Genomic DNA, 19,551 nt, shown 5'->3' with positions numbered 1-19,551 from the left:
GTGCGGGCGACGAACGGGTCCAGCAGCGCACTGCCGCCCAGTCCGAGGTTGTGGAGGTCGACGTCCGTAGCGTGTGCGGCGATGACCGGCCAGGTGCCGGTCGGGTGGGGCGCGTTTGACCCGTGTCTGACGGAACTGCTGCGGATCACCGGGGTGGACGCCGGTATCTGGTTGCGGACCGGGACGGCACGCCCCGCCAGTACGCGGTCGAGAGGCTCGCGGCATGGACGGTTGTGGACGCACCGCGGAGACTCCGGCCAGGGGCGTCGCTGGACTCTGTGGTGGAGCAACTGGCCCGGAATCTGGAGCAGCCGAAGGAGACGGTCGTTGTCACCGCGGAGCTGCACCGTAGCCGGCTGGACATCGCGCGGCGCATTCTCGGGTCACGGCTCACCGCAGTAGAGGACAGTGCGGACCCGGACACCGTGAAGATCAGTGTGGAGTACACGGAGATCGGTGGAGTACGGCAACTGCTGCAGTTCGGGAACAGCATCGAGGTGACTGCACCGGAGGAGGCGCGGCGACTGGTGGTGGACCTGTCTCGGGCGATTCTCTCACGGTACGAAAGAAACTGATGTGACCTGCTGTTCCTTCGGCACGGCACGTCGGTGACTACGGGTCCCGCACATTATGCCGGGCAGGCTCACAACTCCGGGCAGATCTTCAGCCCGGCGATCTCGACTGGTTCGTCCCCGAAGTTGCTGACCGCGATACCGTACAACCCTTCGGGGGCGTCGGCTCTGAACCGGACCTCCGCGTCCGGGAGTTCCACTGTCGTGCCGCGGACGTCGCAACCGATGAGTTCGGCGAGGGAGGCGGCGTCCTGCTCCGGGGTGCTGCTGCCGACGAGAAGGGCGACCAGCTGAGGTCGGTCCGGGTCGAAAACCACACCGTTCGACGCGCGATGTTCGGTACGCATCTGTGTGATGACCTCACGCGGTGGGTTGTAGGCGATGAAGAAGGGGGCGACGTGTGGAGTATCAGTGACGTGGACCTCGGTGAATCCTCCCTGGTGGTCCTCGAGCCAGACCTCGTCGATGATGATGTCGTGCCCTGTGGCGCGGAGCCGATCGATGGTGGCCTGGATGTCGGGGACGTTCACGGCGAAGGTCAGGGGTCCCTCGCCGTCGAGAGCGTCGATCGCCGGACGAAGTACCTGCAGGCCGCGGGCGTATTTCGAGGTCTCGACGGTGTCCCAGTCGTCGACGGCGGCGAGTTCGACATAGCGTGCGTCGTCGATGCCCCAGGCGGCGTTGCGGAAGCCGGGCATGGTCAGGGCGAGGTGGGTGGTGAGGCCGGCGTTGTTGTAGGACGCCATGGTGGTGTCGAGGTCAGTGACCCAGTGGATGAGGTGGTCGAAGGCGGCGGGTGGTGGCGTCGTCATGGGACCTTTGTAGCATGGCCTAACCTTACGGTGAATCCCCTGCGTGGTCGGCTACCCGTGAACGAATACCATCTTCCCGGTGGTGCGTCCGGCGCGGAGGTCTCCGAGGACGCGCGGGGCGTCCTCGATCGGTGCGCGACCGGTGAGCTGCACAGTCACGTCACCGGAGGCGACGAGCGCAAGCGCCGGGCGCAGGTAGCGGCCGACGATGTCGGGCCGGGTCGCGGAGAGCGCACCGAGGTTGAATCCGAGGACGCCGGCACTGTTGAACCACAGGGTGTTACTGCTGATCTGCTGGTCATCGGATTGCGCGGCGTCCCCGACGGCTAGTCACTGTCGGCAGCTCTCACACGGCAGACGCCGTGCTTGCGGTGAGGTGCGCCCACCCGTCCGCTACGTCGCGGATATCCAGTTCAAGGGCAGCGCACAGGCGGACGATAGTGCCGAATGCGGGGGAGGGGAGCCGCCCTGTCTCGATTTTTCGCAGAGTCTCCGCAGAGATACCGGCTTTCGCGGCAACTGTGGTGAGCGTGAGGTCAGCGCAGGTCCTGGCATCCCGGAGAATCTGACCGACGCGACGACCGGCTTCGATCTCTGCTTCTGTGAGTGGATTTCTGACCACGGTTGCCCCTTTCGTCTACCGGTATTATTGTACCGACCATGGTAGAAATCAAGACAGCGGCAGAGATCGAGAAGATGCGGGAGGCGGGACGCCTGGTGGCCCGGATCCTCGCCGAGCTCAGTGGTATGACGCAACCGGGCGTCAACCTCATGGACCTGGAGTACCGGTGCCGTGAAATGATCCGCGAGGCAGGGGCGGAGTCCTGCTACTGGGACTACGCCCCTGACTTCGGTGATGGCCCGTTCCGCAACACCGTCTGTCTCTCCCTCAATGACGGTGCACTCCACGGTCTTCCGCACCCGACAGTTCTTGCCGACGGCGATCTGCTGAGCATCGACCTCGCTGTCAGTCTCGACGGCTGGTGTGGTGACAGTGCAGTCTCCGTCATTGCCGGGACACCCCGGGAGGAGGATGCGCGACTCATCGAAGCAACCCAGGTCGCACTCGATGCGGGCATCGCCGCCGCCAAGGCAGGCAACCGCCTCGGCGACATTTCGCATGCCATCGGCGCGGTTGCGAGGAACTACGGAATCCGACCGAACGCCGAGTACGGCGGGCATGACATCGGGCGACACATGCATGGTGACCTGGTGATTCCGAATGTCGGAAAGGCGCACCGTGGGCTGGAGCTCCAGGAGGGGATGACCTTCGCCATCGAGCCGTGGTTTGCGGGTACCGACCGGGTGGGCATTGACAACGATGGCTGGACAGTCGTCACCGCGGACGGGTCACGCGCCGCCCACAGTGAGCACACTGTGGTCATTCGCCCTGACAGAGGGGAGATTCTGACGGCGATTTGACGGAGTGGTCGTGCGTTTGTGGGCTCTGGAGAAGTGTCTCGCAAGCCACACGGCACGGTGAAAATGGTAGTGTAGAAGGTCCGAGAACGGTAGCGTATATGCGCCGAAAAGGGTAGTGTAGACCACGTTGTGGCTGGTGAAAGAGCGAATATGGACTACCTACGTCGATCGATCGACAGTGAGCTGGACGAACGACTTCCCGTCGTGCCCGCCCTGGCCATTGACGGCCCAAAGGGCGTCGGAAAGACATGCACCGCCCGACGTCGTGCTGACGTGACCTGGTCTCTTGACGACCCTTCTCAACGGGAGATCGCTCGCGCCGACTTCGCTCTCAGCTCGCTCTCTCCGGGGACCGCTCTTCTTGATGAATGGCAGAAACTTCCGCAGATCCGGGATTCAGTGCGACGCCACGTCGATGACGGTGCGCCAGCAGGACGCTTCCTCCTGACCGGGTCTGCTGCGCCCGTCGATCCGAGCGGCACGCACAGCGGTGCCGGACGGATCCTGTCCTTGCGTATGCGCCCCATGGGTCTCCACGAGCGTGGCGTAGTTGACCAGACAGTGTCCTTCTCCGGACTGCTCAAGGGACAAGTGGCAGTTCAGGGGAATACCGAGTTCGCGCTTCCCGACTACGCCTTCGAGATCGTGCGTAGCGGATTCCCCGGCATCATGCAGGCACCTGACCGGCTGAGAGCCGGTTTGCTCAGTGCTTACCTTCAGCGCGTCATCGACAGGGACCTGCCTGACCAGGGATATGCCGTCCGGCGCCCGGAGACGTTGCGAAGATGGCTCGCTGCCTACGCCGCCGCTTCATCCTCCACCGCGTCTTACTCCCGGATACTGGATTCGACGACCGGCGGCGACGGTACTCAGCCAGCGAAGACGACAACGATCGCGTACCGGGAGCACCTCACCCAGCTCTGGTTGCTGGACCCGGTCCCCGGATGGATTCCGGCGAACAATGCGATCCGCAGACTCCAGCAGGCGCCGAAACACCAGTTGGCGGATCCCGCGCTCGCGGCGCGGCTCCTCGACCTGTCCGCGTCGGCCCTGCTCGGACCGGTGGGTGCTCACATGGCAGGTCCGCTGTTCGAGTCCCTGGTAACGCTCGGGGTCCGGGTGCTGGCGCAGACGGAGCAGGCTACCGTCAGTCATCTCCGTGTGGACAGCGGGGCGCACGAGATAGACCTGATCGTTCAGGGCATCGACGGGCAGATCCTCGCGATCGAGGTGAAGCTCGCGGGTCAGGTGGATGCTGCTGATGTCCGGCATCTTCACTGGTTGCGGGACCAGATGCCGGACAGGATCGCGGATCTGGTCGTCATCACCACGGGTACGACGGCGTATCGGCGCCCAGATGGCATCGCAGTCGTTCCGCTCGCGCTTCTCGGGCCATGATGCTCACCGCACCCCGGTCGGGAAGGCTCGGCGCGCACTGACCACCGGACCGAACCCGTCACCGGCGGGGCGGGGTCACGCCGCCTCGAACACTCCGCAGGCCTGGCGTCCACCGGCGTCGCCGGTCTTCAGGGAATCCTCGTCCGGCCCGTCCGGGGCATAGCGCTCCGGGATATTGCCGTAGTTGTCCGGGGACTCGTGGATGATCAGCGCGGAGCCGTCGTCATCGAGGAGATTCTCCTTGGTCACGCGGTCGGTGGAGACGGTGAGTGAGGCGGTGCCGTCCTCCTTGACCAGCAGGGCCGGGAGATCGCCGCCGTGGGACGGGTGGTCGTGGTCATCGGCGTCCATGTGGCTGCCGGACGAGAGGTAGTCACCGGTGTCCGAGCCGTCGGGGGACTCACTGTCGGTCTCGCACTGGCCGACCGCATGGATGTGCATGCCGTACATGCCGGGTTCGAGTCCGGTGAAGGAGACGGTCAGTTCTGTGGCGTCGGAGGCGAAACTGTCCTCGCTGACGCTGGCGGTGCCGAGGGCGTCCCCGTCGGCGTTGGTGACGTCCGCGGTCGCATAGGCGGTGGTGCTCGCGTCGTCGGTGGTGTTTCCGTCGTCGTTGTTGTCGCTGCTGCACGCGCCGAGGACGAGGACTGTCGCCGCGGCGGCTGCTACGGCGGATGATCTGGTCGGAAGTCGCACGGGATTCACCTTCCTGGTGATCGGGATCTGCTACCGTGTCCCATCCACGGTACGGACCTCCCGTGACGACCGCAGCCTACTTGTTCTGCAGCTGCTTGATTCCGAGCCATCCGACCAGGATGATCAGCAGGATCGGCAGCAGCTTGAAGATCAGGGCGACCGCCCCGGCGAAGGCGGTGGTGATCGCGACGACGGCGAAGACCAGGGTCAGCGCGCCGAGGATGAACGACCAACCCCACCGGTTCTGGTCGGCGGCCCACCAGGCGCCGACCCCGGCGATCGCGCCGAGGATGAGAGTGGTGAGAGCGGTTCCTAGCATGGTGTGTCCTTTCAGGAGCGACGACCGGAGATTAGGCTCGTGGCCATGACTGACACCCACGATACCGGCTCTGCTGACCTTCCCGTCGCCCTCGTCACGGGAGGCTCCCGCGGCATCGGTGCTGCCGTGGTCGCCGACCTCGCCCGCACCCACCGCGTCATCTCCTGGTCCAGTGAGGACGCAGACCTCTCCGACCCGACGTCCATCGCCGACGCCGTGACCCGCCTCGAGAACGAGGGTCTGGAACGGCTCGACGTACTCGTCCATTCCGCAGGTCTGGCCTGGGACACCCCGGTGGAAGACACGGATTGGGAGGGCTGGGAGCGGATGTTCCGGGTCAATGTCTTCGGTGTCGCCGAGCTGACCCGCCTGCTGCTGCCGGCTCTCCGCGCCGCGGGCGGCACTCTGGTCACCGTCAATTCCGGGTCCGGGCACCGCTCCGCGCCGACCATGTCCCAGTACTGCGGGACGAAGTTCGCACTGCGGGCCTTCACCGACGCTCTGCGCGAGGAGGAGCGTGGCCGGGTCCGCGTCAGCTCGGTCCACCCGGGACGGGTCGACACGGAGATGCAGGTCGCCCTGCAGGCGCACCGCGGAAACACCGACTACGACGGCTCACTCTACGTCCGCCCAGAATCTGTTGCCGCTGCGGTGAGGTTCGCCGTCGACACGACCGAGGAGTCCGTCATAGAGGAGATCACCGTCCGCCCGGTGCATGGCTGATCACAGTCAGTTCTCCAGTACGAAGATCGCGGTACCGGGGAAGATCTCGCCTCGCACCGCCGACCACTGGCCCCAGGTCGGCGTCCCCTCCCGCCACTCCGGCTCGACCAGATCGACCAACCGCAGGCCGGCGGTGGCGAAGGCCCTCACCCAGTCGCCCATGGTGTGGTGGAACTCGGCGTAACGCAGCGCGCCCGAATCTGCCGGGTCGTCACGCTCCCACTCCAGGTAGGCGTCCTGGAAGTAGGGGATGGCCGCCGTCAGTTCGTCCGGGTCATCGGGGAAGATCCATGCGCCGGGATGGTTCACCGCGATGACGCCCCGACCGCCCGGCCGCAGCACCCGGGCTACCTCCGCCATCGCGGCGTCCAGGTCGGAGAGGAAGGGGTAGCCGCCGAAGGACGAGAAGACCACGTCGGCGGCGTCCTCGGCGAAGGGGAGGGATGCGGCGTCCGCCTGGAGCAGGTGCAGCCCGTCGACCTGCGGGGCACGGGTGAGCATGCCGTGCGAGATATCGAAGCCCACCACGTGCGCCGAGGTACGGCGGGCGAGCCAGGCGGCACACGGGGCGGAACCGCAGCCGACCTCGACGACGGTGCGTCCCGCCAGGTCCACCGGATCCCCCAGGAACCGGGCCTCTGTCTCGGTGAGCCGCTCCGGACACCAGTAGAAGGTGTCCAGGTAGTCGGCGTGGTCCTCGTGGTACCGCGCGGCGTCGGCGTCCCAGTGCCGACGTTGCACGGCCCCCAGCTCCCTGTCCATGACTCCGGAGCCTACCTGCCGGACCGGAAGAACCTAGCGCAGGATCTTCGTCTTCTTGCCCACCACAAGAAGCAGGGACATCACGGCGGCGTAGGGCTTGGCCGAGAGGAACTTCGGGCCGCGGATCGGGATGAGCCGCTGCTCGGTGATGTTCTGGGACTCGGTGTACTTCAGCATGCCGTAGTGCCCCTGGCGACGGCCCTGGCCGGACTCCTGCGTGCCACCCATCTCGTTGTCGACGGAGGCGAAGGCGGCGGCGTACCCGTCGTTGACGCCGACCGTGCCGGAGTAGATCTGTGCGGCGACCTCGTTGGCCTCCTTCGACGGCCCCCAGACCGAGGAGTTGAGACCGTAGGCGGTGTCATTGGCCTTCTCGACGGCTTCGGCGTGGGAGCCGACCTTCTCGACGTAGACGACCGGGCCGAAGACCTCCTCGCGCTTGAGCAGGACCTCGTCGGAGACATCGGTGAACACGGTGGGCTCGTAGAAGTAGGGGCCCAGGTCCGGGCGTGCCCTGCCACCGGTGACGACCTTGGCCCCCTTGTCCTTCGCGTCGTCGACGTACTTCTCGACGGTCGCGACCTGGGAGGCACCGGCCAGTGAACCCATCCCGGCACTCCAGTCGAAGCCTGCGCCGAGCTTCAGATCGGAGGTGGCCTTGCCGAACTTCTCGACGAACTCGTCGTAGACGTTCTCGTGGGCGTAGATCCGCTCGATGGAGACGCAGAGCTGGCCGGAGTTCGCGAAGCAGCCGGTGACGACCCCGTCGACGATCTTGTCCACGTCGGCGTTCTCGGTGACGATCAGCGGGTTCTTGCCGCCGAGCTCCGCGGAGAAGCCGATGAGACGGCGACCGGCGATCTCGCCGAGGGTCTTGCCGGTGGCGGTGGAGCCGGTGAACATGAGGTAGTCACAGGTCTCGGCGATGGCGTTGCCGACCACGCGGCCCGGGCCGGTGACGAGCTGGACGACGTTGCGCGGCATTCCGGCCTCGAAGAGCAGCTTGAAGGCCAGCAGGGAGGTGAAGGGGGTGGAGGAGTCCGGCTTGGCGACCAGGGCGTTGCCGGCGGCGATACCGGGCAGGGAGTCGGAGATCCCCAGGGTCAGCGGGTAGTTCCACGGGGCGATCTGGCCGATGACGCCCTTCGGGAGGTGGTGCTCGGTGGACTTGGTGAGCACCGGGATGACGCCGGTGTGGTGCTTCGGCTTGAGGATCGCACCGACGTGGTTTCCGTAGTAACGGGCGGTGATGGCGGTGTGGAGGACCTCCTCGTACGCCGAGTCGCGGCTCTTGCCGGTCTCCAGCTGCACGAGGTCCATGATGAGCTCGCGGTGCTTGACCACCAGGTCGTGGAAGCGCAGCAGGATCTTCCCGCGCTCCTTGTAGGAGGTCTTCGCCCAGATCTTCTGGGCCGCGCGGGCGCGGGTGAAGGCCTCGGTGACCTCGTCCTCGGTGCCTCGGCCTACCCAGCCGATGGTCTCTCCGGTGAACGGGCCCTCAATCTCGATTCGGTCGCCGGAGTCAAGATTTCCGGTGACGGCATTGACGGTGAGTCCGCGCAGTTCCGTGGCGAAGTCGTCAGGGAGTGCGCCGTAGGGAAGTCGCTTGATAGTCATGTTGGCAAACACTATCCGACGATCCGGCGACGCGTGCGGGGAATCGGAATCCGGACTACAGAAGCCTCCCCGGGAACACAGCGGGCGGGTCGTCCGTTGTTAGTATGAGAACCACGAGATAACCGCGTTCACCGTGCGTCCCCCGGGGTCACACACCCGCGTGACGCCCACGGCGTCCCCAGAAAGGTCCCAGACAGTGAAAAGCTCGAACCCGTACATGAGTTCGCTGACCAAGGCCACAGCCGAGTCCCAGCGGGCCCAGGCCATGGCCTATCAGGGCGGTGCCCAGGGGGGATACTCCCAGCCGGGTTACGCCCAGAACCCCTACGCCGCCCAGCCCGGGTACCAGCAGTCCCCGAACTACGGCGTCCCGGTGAAGGACGCCGACCGGCCGATGACCGTCGATGACGTCGTCACCAAGACCGCCATGACACTTGGTGTCATCGTCGTCTTCGCCATCGTCAACTTCATCGTCGGAAACAGCAACCCCGGCCTGGCCATGGGGCTGACCTTCGTCGGTGCCATCGGCGGTTTCATCGCCGTCCTGGTCTCCTCCTTCGGCAAGAAGTACGGTTCTGCGGCAGTCACGCTGACCTACGCGGCCTTTGAAGGACTGTTCGTCGGTGGGTTCACCTGGATCTTCGCCGACAGAATCACCGTCGGCGGCGGTGACGGCGGCGCGATCATCTTCCAGGCGATCCTCGGCACGGTCGGCGTCTTCGCCGGCATGCTGGTGGTCTACAAGACCGGGGCGATCCGTGTCACCCCGAAGTTCACCAAGATCCTGATCAGCGCCCTCATCGGCGTCTGCGTCCTGGCCCTCGGTAACCTGCTGATGGTGCTGTTCACCGGTGAGGCGAGCCCGCTGCGCGACGGTGGCACCATCGCCATCATCTTCTCCCTGGTCTGCATCGGTCTAGCCGCCATGAGCTTCCTGGTGGACTTCGATCAGGCAGACCAGCTGATCCGCGCCGGTGCACCGTCCAAGATGGCCTGGGGCGTCGCCCTCGGCCTGGCGGTCACCCTGGTCTGGCTGTACACCGAGATCCTCCGCCTGCTGTCGTACCTCAACAACGACTGACAGCTGTAACCGCACAGAGAGCCCCGTCCGGAACCTGGTTCCGGACGGGGCTCTGTCGTGTGTGGCGACTGTACCGCCTGGCTGCCTACTGCTCGGCGCGCGGGATGTCGCGGTCCGGGTCGTATGGTTCCGCGGTCACGAGGGTGACGGAGATCTTGCTGCCGTTGGGGGCGGCGTACTCGCGGGTCTCGCCCTCCTTGGCTCCGACGAGGGCGGCGCCCAGCGGGGCGTCGGTGGAGTAGGTCTCCAGATCGGGGTTGGAGGATTCGAGACCACGGGTTCCGATGAGGAAGGTCTCCTTGTCGTCCTCGTCGCCGTCGTAGTAGACGTGGACCACGGAACCGACGAGAGCGACGCCGGACTCCGCCGGGGCCTCACCGATGGTGGCGTTGTCGAGGAGTTCCTCAAGGTAGACGATGCGGGCCTCCTCCTGGCCCTGCTGCTCGCGGGCGGCGTGGTAGCCACCGTTCTCCTTGAGGTCGCCCTCTTCACGACGCTCGTTGATCTCGGCGGCGAGCGCGGGACGGTTGCCCTTGAGGGCGGCCAGCTCGTCGTTGAGCCGGTCGTAGGATTCCTGGGTCAGCCAGGTCGTCTGATTGTCGGCCATGTCCGGTCGAGTCCTCCTGCGGGTAGACCTTTGACGTGGCAGGGAACTGCCACGTCTTGTTCGCCGCACAGTCTAGCACCGGGCCGGCCCCCACCCCGGTCTGGCCTGCGTCAGTGCTGCGTCAGTGCTGCGTCAGTGCCCGGTCAGTCCTCGGTGGTGGTGCTGTCGTCGAGATAGGAGGGGAACACCGAAGAGCAGCCGTAGACGTCGGTGGCGACGGCCTGCTCGCGGGTCGGGACCTTGATCTGCAGCCGGGTGTTCTCGTTGCCGCCGGCGGCGACGACGGCCTCACGGCGTCCCACCTCTGCCTTGTCGAAGTTCATCGCGGTGACGATGCAGTAGGCGGGCTTGGAGGTGTCGTCCCGGGTGACGTCGAGGTTCATCATGATTGAGTCATCTTCGTTGTCCGAGAATCCGGCGACGGAGGCGGTGACGTCGGCGTCGGAACTGTTGCGCCACTGGGACCAGATGAAGACGCCGGCGACGATCAGGACGCCGACGATGCCGATGACGAGGAACTTTCCGCTGACTCCGCGGGCGTTCTGGTCACTGGCGCCGTAGGACGCCTTGTTCTGGGGACTCATGGCGTCCATCCTAGGTCCCGATGTCCGGGGAGCGGGAATTGCCGGTAGTTGGACGCCACGGGTGAGGCGTTGTTGAATGGCTGTTATGTCATTCAACGTCTCCGCGGCAGGCCGTGCGGGTCTCCGCCTGCTTGCCGTCCACGCGCACCCCGATGACGAATCGAGCAAGGGGGCGGCGACGATGGCCCGGTACGCCGACGAGGGCGTGACGGTGAAGGTGCTGACCTGTACCGGTGGAGAGCGTGGCAGCATCCTCAACCCGGCCATGGACCGGCCCGGAGTGGTCGAGCACATGCACGAGATCCGCATCGAGGAGATGGCGCGCGCCGCCGAGATTCTCGGAGTGGAGCAGGAGTGGCTCGGGTACATCGACTCCGGCCTTCCGGAGGGTGACCCACTGCCCCCGCTGCCCGAGGGATGCTTCGCCCTGGCGGACACCGAGGAAGCCACCGCCAGGATGGTGAAGGTCTTCCGCGAGTTCCGGCCGCACGTGATCATCACCTACGACGAGAACGGCGGGTACCCCCATCCGGACCACATCAAGACCCATGCGGTAAGTGTCCGGGCCTGGGAGCGTTCCGGTGACCCCGACTACCGACCCGATCTCGGTGAGCCGTGGACGGTGCAGAAGATGTACTACACCCACGGGTTCATCCGGCGTCGTTTCGAACTGCTCGCCCAGGCTGAGGAGGAGGCCGGTCATCTCACCGCGGCAAGTGCCCTGGAACGCTGGAACGACGTCCCCGACATCATGCCGCGGGTGACCACACAGGTCGCCTGCGCCCCCTGGTTCGTCCGGCGGGACGCAGCCCTGCGTGCCCACGCCACCCAGATCGACCCCGAGGGGCCGTTCTTCGCCGTGCCGACGGAACTGCAGGAGCAGGTCTGGCCGACCGAGGAATTCGAACTCGCCGCGTCCCGCGTCCCGGCACCCGTCCCCGAGGACGACCTCTTCGCAGGAGTTGTGCCCGACTAGGGCAGGCCCGTTCCCTCCGATACTCTGGAGCACATGTTGCAGGATCTTCACCCCGTCACCGCCCAGGCCGAGTCACTCGGCTACACCGTCCTCGCCCAGGCGGAGAAGACCGGACCCGAGGGGCCGGACTTCGGCAAGGCGTCCCCGGTCGGTCTGCTGGTGATCGTGGCACTGCTGGCGGCGATCCTCACCATCGGCGTGCTGTTCAACCGCCGGATGAAGGCCATGACCCGGCGTCGCGAGTACGCCGACAAGCATGACATGGACCCCTTCGACATCGAGGCCGTCGACGCGGCCATGGCCGCCGACCAGGGACTCAACGATGACGAGGTCGATGCCCAGGCCTGGCCACTGGAGGAACCGGAGGAACTCGCCGCGCAGTACGGTGACGGTGACAACCCGGACTCCGACGACATCACCAGGGGTGGCCGTCCTTGATCCTCCACCGGCTCTACGAGCAGCGGCTGATCCGCTTCATGAAGGGTCGTCCGCGGCCGTCCCATGTCGCCATCATGTGTGACGGCAACCGTCGTTGGGCCCGGGAGAACGGCTTCACCGACGTCACCCACGGCCACCGGGTCGGGGCGAAGAAGATCGTCGAGGTCGTCGGCTGGTGCGAGGAGCAGGGGATCGACACGGTCACCGTGTACCTGCTGAGCACGGAGAACCTCGGCCGTGGTGCCGACGAGCTGGAACTGCTCATGGAGATCATCGGGGATGTCTCCGACGAGATCGCCTCAGCGAAGGGCGACTTCCGCCTCCGGGTGATCGGACGTGCCGAGCTGCTGCCGCAGGAACTCTGTGACCGGCTCTCCGAAGCCGAGGAACGCACCCGTGACAACAAGGGCGTGCGCGTCAACATCGCCGTCGGGTACGGCGGACGCCAGGAGGTGGTGGACGCCGTCCGCGAGCTCATCGCCGACCTTGCCGGGCAGGGCGTCCCCGCGGCGGAGATCCCGGAACGGATCACGGTCGACTCGCTCACCGAGCATCTCTACACCTCGGGCCAGGCCGACCCCGACCTGGTGATCCGGACGTCAGGGGAGCAGCGGCTGTCGGGCTTCCTGCTGTGGCAGTCGGCGTACTCGGAGATCTGGTTCACCGAGACCTACTGGCCGGCGTTCCGGCGCATGGACTTCCTCCGGGCGCTGCGTGACTTCTCCACGCGGCAGCGACGCTTCGGGAAGTAGGTTCTAGATCTACTAGATCTTCCTCATCCGGACCGTCTCGACGAGATGGTCCGGCCCCTTCGTCATGACCAGGGACGCCCGGACGCGGGTCGGCAGGATGTTCTCCACCAGGTTCGGCAGGTTGGTGGTCTGCCAGATCTCACGGGCGACGGTGCGGGCGTCCTCGTCGGACAGGCCCGCGTAGTAGTGGAAGTGGGCGCCGGGGTTCCGGAACGCCGAGTTCTTCAGCTTGAGGAAGCGGTCGATGTACCAGCGCTCGATGTCGGCGCGGTCGGCGTCCACGTAGACGGAGAAGTCGAAGAGGTCGGAGACCATGAGCGACGGACCGGTCTGCAGCACGTTGAGACCCTCGATGATGAGGATGTCGGGACGGTCGACGACGTGGACCTCGTCCAGCCGGTCGTAGGTCTCGTGGGAGTACATCGGGGCCGGGACCTCGGCTGCCCCGGACTTCACCGCGGTGACGAACTGCATCAGCGCGCGCTGGTCGTAGCTCTCCGGATAGCCCTTCCGCCCCATCATGTGGCGTCGGTTGAGCTCGGCGGCGGGGTAGAGGAAACCGTCGGTGGTGACCAGGTCCACCCGCGGGGTGGACTCCCAGCGTTGCAGCAGCACCTGGAGCAGGCGGGCTGTGGTGGACTTGCCGACGGCCACCGACCCGGAGACACCGATGATGAACGGGACATGGGGCATGCCTTCGCCGAGGAAGGTTCCGGTTGTCTCGTTGAGCTTGCGGATCGCCTGGAACCGCAGGTCGATCAACCGGGACAGCGGGAGGTAGATTTCGCTGACCTCCTCGAGATCGATGTCCTCACCGATGCCGCGGAGTTCCTCGAGCTCCTCCTCGCTGAGCACCTGCGGCATGGAACGCCGCAGCGTCTGCCACTGGGCGCGGTCAAGGGAGATGAAGGGACTCACGTCGGGGAAGGTCTCGGACACGTGCGTATTGTCCTCTCACACAGGGGTGAGGACCAAACCGGGGACGCTCCGGGTCCGCGGCGGACCTGGGCAGGATAGGATGTGCGGTGATCCGTAGTTGCAGACCTGTGAGAGGTACTCCACCGATGACCGACACCACCCAGCACAACCTTCCCCTCGGGGAACTTGACCCGGAGGTGGCCGCCGCCATCGCCGGTGAACTCTCCCGCCAGCGGGACACCCTCGAGATGATCGCCAGCGAGAACTTCGTTCCGCGCGCCGTCCTCCAGTCCCAGGGCTCCGTCCTCACCAACAAGTACGCCGAGGGCTACCCGGGTCGCCGCTACTACGGTGGCTGCGAGAACGTCGACATCATCGAAGACCTCGCCCGGGACCGTGCGAAGGCTGTCTTCGGTGCCGATTTCGCCAACGTCCAGCCGCACTCCGGTGCACAGGCCAACGCTGCCGTGCTGATGACGCTGGCCAACCCGGGTGACAAGATCATGGGCCTGTCCCTCGCCCACGGTGGCCACCTCACCCACGGTATGAAGCTGAACTTCTCCGGCAAGCTCTACGAGGTCGCCGCCTACGAGGTTGACCCGGAGACCATGCGTCTGGACATGGACAAGGTCCGTGAACAGGCCATCGCCGAGAAGCCGCAGGTCATCATCGGAGGCTGGTCCGCGTACCCGCGTCACCAGGACTTCGAGGCCTTCCGTTCCATCGCCGACGAGGTCGGCGCGAAGCTGTGGGTCGACATGGCCCACTTCGCCGGCCTGGTCGCCGCCGGTCTGCACCCGTCGCCGGTGCCGCACGCCGATGTCGTCTCCACCACGGTCCACAAGACCCTCGGTGGCCCGCGCTCCGGCATGATCCTGGCGAAGCAGGAGTACGCCAAGAAGATCAACTCCTCCGTCTTCCCGGGTCAGCAGGGTGGCCCGCTGATGCACGCCGTCGCCGCCAAGGCCGTCTCCATGAAGATCGCCCAGACCGACGACTTCCGTGACCGTCAGGCCCGCACCCTCGAGGGTGCGAAGATCCTCGCCGAGCGTCTCGCCGCCCAGGACACCGTGGACGCCGGCGTGCAGGTGCTCACCGGTGGCACCGACGTGCACCTCGTGCTCGTCGACCTGCGCAACTCCGAGCTCAACGGCCAGGAAGCGGAGGACCTGCTGCACGAGGTCGGCATCACCGTCAACCGCAACGCCGTGCCCTTCGACCCGCGCCCGCCGATGGTCACCTCCGGTCTGCGTATCGGTACCCCGGCCCTGGCCTCCCGTGGCCTGGACTCCGCCGCCTTCACCGAGGTCGCGGACATTATCGGTACCGCCCTGGCCCAGGGGAAGAATGCGGACACCGCCGCGCTGCGTGCCCGGGTCGACAAGGTCGCCGCGGACTTCCCGCTGTACCCGGGCCTCGAGGACTGGAAGCTGGTCTAGGGAGACAGAATGCGCGCACTGATCGTCGTCGACATCCAGAATGATTTCTGCCCCGGGGGTGCTCTGGGGACTGCCCGAGGGGCGGAGGTGGCGGCGGCGGTCTCCGCGTATCTGCGGTCGGTACCTGCCCACACCTACACCGCCGTGGTCGGGACGAAGGACCACCACATCGACCCCGAGGGGCACTTCGCCCCGGCGGGCACCGAGCCGGACTTCGAGGAGACCTGGCCGGTGCACTGCGTGGTCGGGACCCACGGCGCAGAGCTCCACCCGGATCTCGACACCTCGCTGATCGACGCCTGGTTCCTCAAGGGCGAGTACACCGCCGCCTACTCCGGTTTCGAGGGGCATCTGGCGGGCGGTGAGGAGACGCTCGCCGACTGGCTGCGTGACCGGGGTGTGACCGACGTGGACGTCTGCGGTATCGCCACGGACTTCTGCGTGCGAGCTACCGCACTGGACGCCGTCGCCGAGGAGTTCGGGGTGCGTGCCCTGACCGATCTCTGTGCCGAGGTGACGCCGGGGCCGGGGGCGGTCGCCTTCAACCAGATGGCCTATGTCGGGGTGGAACTGGTTGAATCCACGGACGTCATCTCCCCGAACACGTGATCGGATCCGGTCACGGCCGGAGGCCCCACGCGGTAATCTGACGGGCATGAGCCTTGTCGAGATCACGGATGCCGACGGCGTCCGCACCATCACCGTCAACCGTCCGGACGCCTACAATTCGCTGAACCGTGATCTGCGGCTCGCGTTGATCGAGGCCTTCACCGCCGCCGCCGAGGATTCCGCTACCGGCGGGCCGGTGCGGACGGTCGTGCTGCAGGCCGCCGGGAAGGCCTTCTGCTCCGGTCAGGATCTCAAGGAGCAGTTGGTGGACGCCCGCGAGGGCACCGGATCGACCAAGGTCGTCGAGGAATACAACCCGATGATGGCGGCCCTGCTGTCCATCCCGGTGCCGGTGATTGCAGCGGTCCAGGGGCCGGCCGCCGGTGCGGGCTGGGGTATCGCCATGGCCTGTGACTTTCGCGTCATGTCCTCTGCCGCGAGCTTCAAGGGGGCGTTCTCCGGGGTGGGGCTGGCCTCGGACTGCGGCCTGTCGCAGTCGCTCACAGATGCGGTCGGCCAGACCAGGGCCCTGGAGCTGCTGCTGTTCGACGAGAAGATCCCTGCCGAGCAGGCTGCCGCCCTGGGAATCGTGACCACCGTGGTGGAGCCGGAGGAACTGGCGGACACCGTGGCCGGTCTGGCGCAGCGCTTCTCGACCGGACCTACGGCGTCCTACCGGGAGATCAAGGCGCTGGTGCGGGACGCGGCGGCGGTCAACACCCGCGCCGACGAGGAGGGGGACGCGCAGCTGCGGCTGTTCACCACCGCCGACCACGTCGAAGCCATGGCGGCCTTCCTGGAGAAGCGCGCCCCGCACTTCATCGGCGAGTAGCGTTCGGCGGGAGTGCAGTTCGACGCTCCTGTCCGAGAACGGCACAGGCCTGTCCCGACCCGGCATCAGGGTGCAGCCCATGACCACGCCGATCAGCCCTGGCGCCCTTGCCGCACGTCCACGCACCCCCACCGGTAGTGGGATGCTCATCTGCGTCACCGAACCCCGCCGCATCTTCTCACCGAGGATGAGCAACTGTGCCGGGACATCGCCGGGTTCCCCTGGGCGGCGGTGTCCGGTATCGGCCCGGTCCCTGTCACTGTCTGTTCCGATGCCTCGTGGCCGACGTCCCGCAACTCGTCCCGAACGGAGGAGAAGTGCTTCGGCTGGGTTGCCGGTACCGGCGACGCGGGCAGTGGCGGACTCCTGCAGTGCGGGGCGACCCAGGCTGAGTACCGGGGAGCGGTGAAGGCACTCACTGCTGTGACGCGCAGGCATCCCGGGCGTCCTGCCCTGTTGTTGTGTGACTCCCGGCATGCGCTGGAGCAGCCGCGGACGCAGGGGACCGACGCAGAACGGGCCCTGGCCGGGTGAATTCCGGTCAGGGCCCGTACACGGGGAACCTCGGGCTTACTTGATGCCCTTGGCGAGGCGGCGGGAGATGATCTCCAGCATGATCTCGTTCGGGCCGCCGTAGATCGGCTGGACGCGGGAATCGAGGTAGTGGGTGGCGATGGGGTACTCCATCATGAAGCCGTAGCCACCGTGCAGCTGCAGGGCGGTGTTGACGACCTTGATCTGCAGCTCGGTGGTGAGGTACTTGGCCATGGAAGCGGTGACCTCGTCGAGCTCACCCTTGACCTTGGCCTCGACGGCGGCGTCGACGAAGGACTGGGCGGACTGGATCTCGGTGGCCATCTTGGCCAGCTCCCAGCGGTAGGCCTGGTGGTCGACGAGACGGTTGCCGAAGGTCTTGCGGTCCTGGGAGTGCTGGTAGACCAGGTCGAAGGCGCGGCGGGAGGTGGCGATGGAGCCGACGGCGATGGAGACGCGCTCCTGGGCCAGGTTGGTGCGCAGGTAACCGAAGCCGGCACCTTCCTCGCCGAGGACGTTCTCGGCGGGGACGACGGCGTTCTCGAAGTTGAGCTCGGCGGTGTCCTGGGCCTTGAGGCCGACCTTCTTCAGCGGACCGGTCTTTGTGAAACCCTCGGTCTCGGCGTCCACGATGAGGATGGAGACGCCGGCGCGGCCCTGGGACGGGTCGGTGATGGCGACGACGAGGGTGAAGTCGGCCTGGACGCCGTTGGAGATGAAGGTCTTGGAACCGTTGAGGACGAAGTTGCCCTCGTCGTTCTTCAGCGCGGTGGTGCGGATGCCGGCAAGGTCGGCGCCGGCTCCCGGCTCGGTCATGGCGATGGCGCCGATCTTCTCACCGGAGCACAGCGGAGCGAGGTACTTCTTCTTCTGCTCGTCGGTGGCGAAGCGCTCGAGGTAGGGGATCACCAGGTCGTTGATGACCTGGATGGAGACGATGACGGAACCGCAGTCGGCCTCGGCGAGCTCCTCGGAGAGAATCGCGTTGAAGCGGTAGTCGGGCATTCCGCCGCCACCGAACTCCTCGGGGGAGGTGATGCCGAACAGGCCGAGCTCACCGGCGGCCTGGTACATGGAGCGGTCGCAGAAGCCCTGCTCGTGCCACTTGTCCACGTTCGGACGGATCTCGGTATCGACGAAGCTGCGGCAGGTTTCGCGGAACATGTCGTGTTCTTCGTTGAAGATGGTGCGGGGCAGGAAGTTCTTCATGTCGACCTTTCCTCGGGGAGGGTGCAGGGATGAGGACGTCAGGCAGTGGGATGAAACTCACTTTGGGAAACCATGTGACCTGCGTCTCTCTGGTGATTACAAATTTATAGTATCCGCATCCGGGACGGAAAATGCAACAGGGATGCAAGGTGGGGGCCGTGGATTCCCCCGGGGGTGGAGTGCGGGGGTGGACGCAAAAGCGCCAGCGCTTTCTGTATAACGTGCAGGTCACAGGCTGCTGGCGGCGCACGAGGGTCAATTACGCAACATTTGTGTTGCTGAATTGTTGACACGCCGCTTTAGGTCTCGCTAACCTCATGGACGTGTCGAAGGCTAGTCACCTACGGCGCACTGCAGTTGTGGATCAGCCGCAACGGCAGGTGGAATCCAGGGTATTCAGCCCCGGTCCGAGACCTCCGGCTTCCTCTTCTCACCGGACGAACGGAACGTGGCTGCGGCACCTCCAACGCGCACCCTGGGCTGCAGTTCACCTGTCAGTGGCGGCGAACGGAAGCTTGAGCCCCCGCGGATTCGTCACCCGCGATCCGGGCCCTTCCACTGTTGAGGCCCCGCCTCCCTGGCTCGTCACCCAGGGAGGCGGGGCCTCAGTCTTTGCCCGGAACTAGTCCTCGTCGGTGTCGGTGGCAGCATCATCGGCGGCGTCGCGTCCCTTACCCTCTCCGGTACGACGGGTGGCCAGTGCGGTACGGGCGGTGCGCAGCCATTCCGGCTGGTCCTGGAGCAGGGCCCTGATCTCGGTGGCGGTCAGCGGCTGATCGGCGTCATTGGCCTTCAGTGCGGTGATGGTGATGCCCAGCTTGCGGGCCACCTCCGGGCGGGGGAACGGCCCCTCGCGGCGCAGGGTCCGCAGCCACTCCGGCGGGTCGGACTGCAGGGCCACGAACTCGTCGTGCGTCAGCGGGGTCTCCTGGAACTCCGCCGGGGTCGCGGGGAGGTAGATGTTCAGCTTCTTCGCTGCGGTCTGCGGCTTCATACGGTTCGCGTCGCTCATGGTCGTCCAGTGTAGTGGGGGAGGCGTCACCGGGACCGATAGGATGACGCCATGAGCTATCTCAGGGTCGTCTTTGCGCCGGGTGTGGTCCCAGGCAAGTGGTTCTCCCGGTTCGACGAGCGTATCGACGGGTGGCAGGCGGCCGGCGCGCAGTCGGACGATCCGCTTGCCCACGTGCTGTCGGGGGCGGCGGATATCGGCATCGTGCGATTCCCCGGTGAAGGCTGGGAGGGGGGTGT

General features: G+C 66.2%; 23 protein-coding genes and 1 pseudogene. 13 read left to right on the top strand and 11 right to left on the bottom strand.

Annotation, left to right across the window (positions count from 1 at the left end; all coding sequences use genetic code 11):
* Positions 1-122: 122 nt before the first annotated feature.
* The gene (locus tag Q0A27_RS09475) at positions 123-575 is read left to right on the top strand and encodes a WYL domain-containing protein (protein ID WP_291474899.1); all 453 of its coding nucleotides are present in this window, start codon (positions 123-125) and stop codon (positions 573-575) included.
* A 68-nt stretch (positions 576-643) separates the two neighbouring features.
* Here the strand turns inward: Q0A27_RS09475 and Q0A27_RS09470 are convergent, their stop codons facing one another.
* Positions 644-1,384 carry a VOC family protein gene (locus Q0A27_RS09470; protein WP_291474897.1) on the bottom strand — a complete coding sequence of 247 codons (741 nt, stop codon included), beginning with the start codon at positions 1,382-1,384 and terminating at the stop codon, positions 644-646.
* 57 nt (positions 1,385-1,441) lie between these two features.
* On the opposite strand from Q0A27_RS09470, the gene Q0A27_RS09465 reads away from it, so the two are divergent.
* Entirely contained in the window at positions 1,442-1,714 is a 273-nt protein-coding gene (locus tag Q0A27_RS09465) for a hypothetical protein (protein WP_291474896.1), read from the top strand.
* Positions 1,715-1,730: 16 nt separating this feature from the next.
* Here Q0A27_RS09465 and Q0A27_RS09460 read toward each other — a convergent pair whose 3' ends face one another.
* A complete protein-coding gene (locus Q0A27_RS09460; protein WP_291474894.1) occupies positions 1,731-2,006 on the bottom strand; it encodes a helix-turn-helix transcriptional regulator in 276 nt (91 codons plus the stop codon).
* Positions 2,007-2,044: 38 nt separating this feature from the next.
* Here Q0A27_RS09460 and map point away from each other — a divergent pair, with 38 nt between their 5' ends.
* Positions 2,045-2,806, top strand: coding sequence for a type I methionyl aminopeptidase (map, locus tag Q0A27_RS09455; RefSeq protein ID WP_291474893.1), 762 nt, complete (start codon positions 2,045-2,047; stop codon positions 2,804-2,806).
* Between the two features lie 150 nt (positions 2,807-2,956).
* Positions 2,957-4,204, top strand: a complete 1,248-nt coding sequence (locus Q0A27_RS09450) for an ATP-binding protein (RefSeq protein ID WP_291474890.1) — start codon at positions 2,957-2,959, stop codon at positions 4,202-4,204.
* 75 nt (positions 4,205-4,279) lie between these two features.
* On the opposite strand, the gene Q0A27_RS09445 is transcribed toward Q0A27_RS09450, so the two are convergent.
* Together Q0A27_RS09445 and Q0A27_RS09440 are read right to left on the bottom strand one after the other, a co-directional pair.
* On the bottom strand, positions 4,280-4,900 hold the full coding sequence (locus Q0A27_RS09445) for a superoxide dismutase family protein (RefSeq protein WP_291474888.1): 621 nt from the start codon (positions 4,898-4,900) through the stop codon (positions 4,280-4,282).
* A 76-nt stretch (positions 4,901-4,976) separates the two neighbouring features.
* The gene (locus tag Q0A27_RS09440; RefSeq protein ID WP_291474886.1) at positions 4,977-5,219 is read right to left on the bottom strand and encodes a hypothetical protein; all 243 of its coding nucleotides are present in this window, start codon (positions 5,217-5,219) and stop codon (positions 4,977-4,979) included.
* 45 nt (positions 5,220-5,264) lie between these two features.
* On the opposite strand from Q0A27_RS09440, the gene Q0A27_RS09435 reads away from it, so the two are divergent.
* Positions 5,265-5,942, top strand: coding sequence for an SDR family oxidoreductase (locus Q0A27_RS09435; RefSeq protein ID WP_291474884.1), 678 nt, complete (start codon positions 5,265-5,267; stop codon positions 5,940-5,942).
* Positions 5,943-5,948: 6 nt separating this feature from the next.
* On the opposite strand, the gene Q0A27_RS09430 is transcribed toward Q0A27_RS09435, so the two are convergent.
* Positions 5,949-6,704: a class I SAM-dependent methyltransferase gene (locus Q0A27_RS09430; protein WP_291474883.1), complete on the bottom strand. Its 756-nt coding sequence runs from the start codon at positions 6,702-6,704 to the stop codon at positions 5,949-5,951.
* 33 nt (positions 6,705-6,737) lie between these two features.
* Positions 6,738-8,321 carry a succinic semialdehyde dehydrogenase gene (locus Q0A27_RS09425; protein ID WP_291474881.1) on the bottom strand — a complete coding sequence of 528 codons (1,584 nt, stop codon included), beginning with the start codon at positions 8,319-8,321 and terminating at the stop codon, positions 6,738-6,740.
* 196 nt (positions 8,322-8,517) lie between these two features.
* Here Q0A27_RS09425 and Q0A27_RS09420 point away from each other — a divergent pair, with 196 nt between their 5' ends.
* A complete protein-coding gene (locus tag Q0A27_RS09420) occupies positions 8,518-9,402 on the top strand; it encodes a Bax inhibitor-1/YccA family protein (protein ID WP_291474880.1) in 885 nt (294 codons plus the stop codon).
* Between the two features lie 85 nt (positions 9,403-9,487).
* On the opposite strand, the gene greA is transcribed toward Q0A27_RS09420, so the two are convergent.
* Both greA and Q0A27_RS09410 read right to left on the bottom strand, forming a co-directional pair.
* The gene (gene greA, locus Q0A27_RS09415) at positions 9,488-10,009 is read right to left on the bottom strand and encodes a transcription elongation factor GreA (protein WP_291474879.1); all 522 of its coding nucleotides are present in this window, start codon (positions 10,007-10,009) and stop codon (positions 9,488-9,490) included.
* 143 nt (positions 10,010-10,152) lie between these two features.
* On the bottom strand, positions 10,153-10,593 hold the full coding sequence (locus Q0A27_RS09410; RefSeq protein WP_291474877.1) for a DUF4307 domain-containing protein: 441 nt from the start codon (positions 10,591-10,593) through the stop codon (positions 10,153-10,155).
* 76 nt (positions 10,594-10,669) lie between these two features.
* Between Q0A27_RS09410 and mca the strand changes: the two genes are divergently transcribed.
* The 3 genes from mca to Q0A27_RS09395 are packed head-to-tail and all read left to right on the top strand — an operon-like array spanning position 10,670 to position 12,759.
* Positions 10,670-11,569 carry a mycothiol conjugate amidase Mca gene (gene mca, locus Q0A27_RS09405; RefSeq protein ID WP_291474875.1) on the top strand — a complete coding sequence of 300 codons (900 nt, stop codon included), beginning with the start codon at positions 10,670-10,672 and terminating at the stop codon, positions 11,567-11,569.
* Between the two features lie 33 nt (positions 11,570-11,602).
* Positions 11,603-12,007 (top strand): hypothetical protein, encoded by a 405-nt coding sequence (locus tag Q0A27_RS09400; protein WP_291474873.1) that lies wholly within the window; start codon positions 11,603-11,605, stop codon positions 12,005-12,007.
* Entirely contained in the window at positions 12,004-12,759 is a 756-nt protein-coding gene (locus tag Q0A27_RS09395; RefSeq protein ID WP_291474871.1) for an isoprenyl transferase, read from the top strand. The genes Q0A27_RS09400 and Q0A27_RS09395 overlap by 4 nt, the downstream gene beginning before the upstream one ends.
* A gap of 12 nt (positions 12,760-12,771) precedes the next feature.
* Here the strand turns inward: Q0A27_RS09395 and coaA are convergent, their stop codons facing one another.
* The gene (gene coaA / locus Q0A27_RS09390) at positions 12,772-13,698 is read right to left on the bottom strand and encodes a type I pantothenate kinase (protein WP_291474869.1); all 927 of its coding nucleotides are present in this window, start codon (positions 13,696-13,698) and stop codon (positions 12,772-12,774) included.
* 125 nt (positions 13,699-13,823) lie between these two features.
* Here coaA and glyA point away from each other — a divergent pair, with 125 nt between their 5' ends.
* Genes glyA through Q0A27_RS09375 form a run of 3 tightly spaced genes read left to right on the top strand, consistent with a single transcriptional unit; the run spans position 13,824 to position 16,557 of the window.
* A complete protein-coding gene (gene glyA / locus Q0A27_RS09385; RefSeq protein ID WP_291474868.1) occupies positions 13,824-15,116 on the top strand; it encodes a serine hydroxymethyltransferase in 1,293 nt (430 codons plus the stop codon).
* A 9-nt stretch (positions 15,117-15,125) separates the two neighbouring features.
* Entirely contained in the window at positions 15,126-15,725 is a 600-nt protein-coding gene (locus Q0A27_RS09380) for an isochorismatase family protein (RefSeq protein ID WP_291474866.1), read from the top strand.
* A 46-nt stretch (positions 15,726-15,771) separates the two neighbouring features.
* Positions 15,772-16,557 carry an enoyl-CoA hydratase-related protein gene (locus Q0A27_RS09375; protein ID WP_291474864.1) on the top strand — a complete coding sequence of 262 codons (786 nt, stop codon included), beginning with the start codon at positions 15,772-15,774 and terminating at the stop codon, positions 16,555-16,557.
* Between the two features lie 570 nt (positions 16,558-17,127).
* On the opposite strand, the gene Q0A27_RS09370 is transcribed toward Q0A27_RS09375, so the two are convergent.
* Complete coding sequence (locus Q0A27_RS09370; protein WP_291474862.1) at positions 17,128-18,300, bottom strand: acyl-CoA dehydrogenase family protein; 1,173 nt, start codon at positions 18,298-18,300, stop codon at positions 17,128-17,130.
* A 622-nt stretch (positions 18,301-18,922) separates the two neighbouring features.
* Entirely contained in the window at positions 18,923-19,312 is a 390-nt protein-coding gene (locus tag Q0A27_RS09365) for a DUF5997 family protein (RefSeq protein ID WP_291474860.1), read from the bottom strand.
* Positions 19,313-19,363: 51 nt separating this feature from the next.
* Between Q0A27_RS09365 and Q0A27_RS09360 the strand changes: the two are divergent.
* A pseudogene (locus tag Q0A27_RS09360) lies at positions 19,364-19,551 on the top strand (hypothetical protein); the annotation flags it as partial.

The sequence above is a fragment of the Corynebacterium sp. genome, from assembly GCF_022712275.1.
In the GTDB taxonomy this organism is placed as follows: domain Bacteria; phylum Actinomycetota; class Actinomycetes; order Mycobacteriales; family Mycobacteriaceae; genus Corynebacterium.
This window is presented reverse-complemented; position numbering and strand designations above follow the sequence as displayed.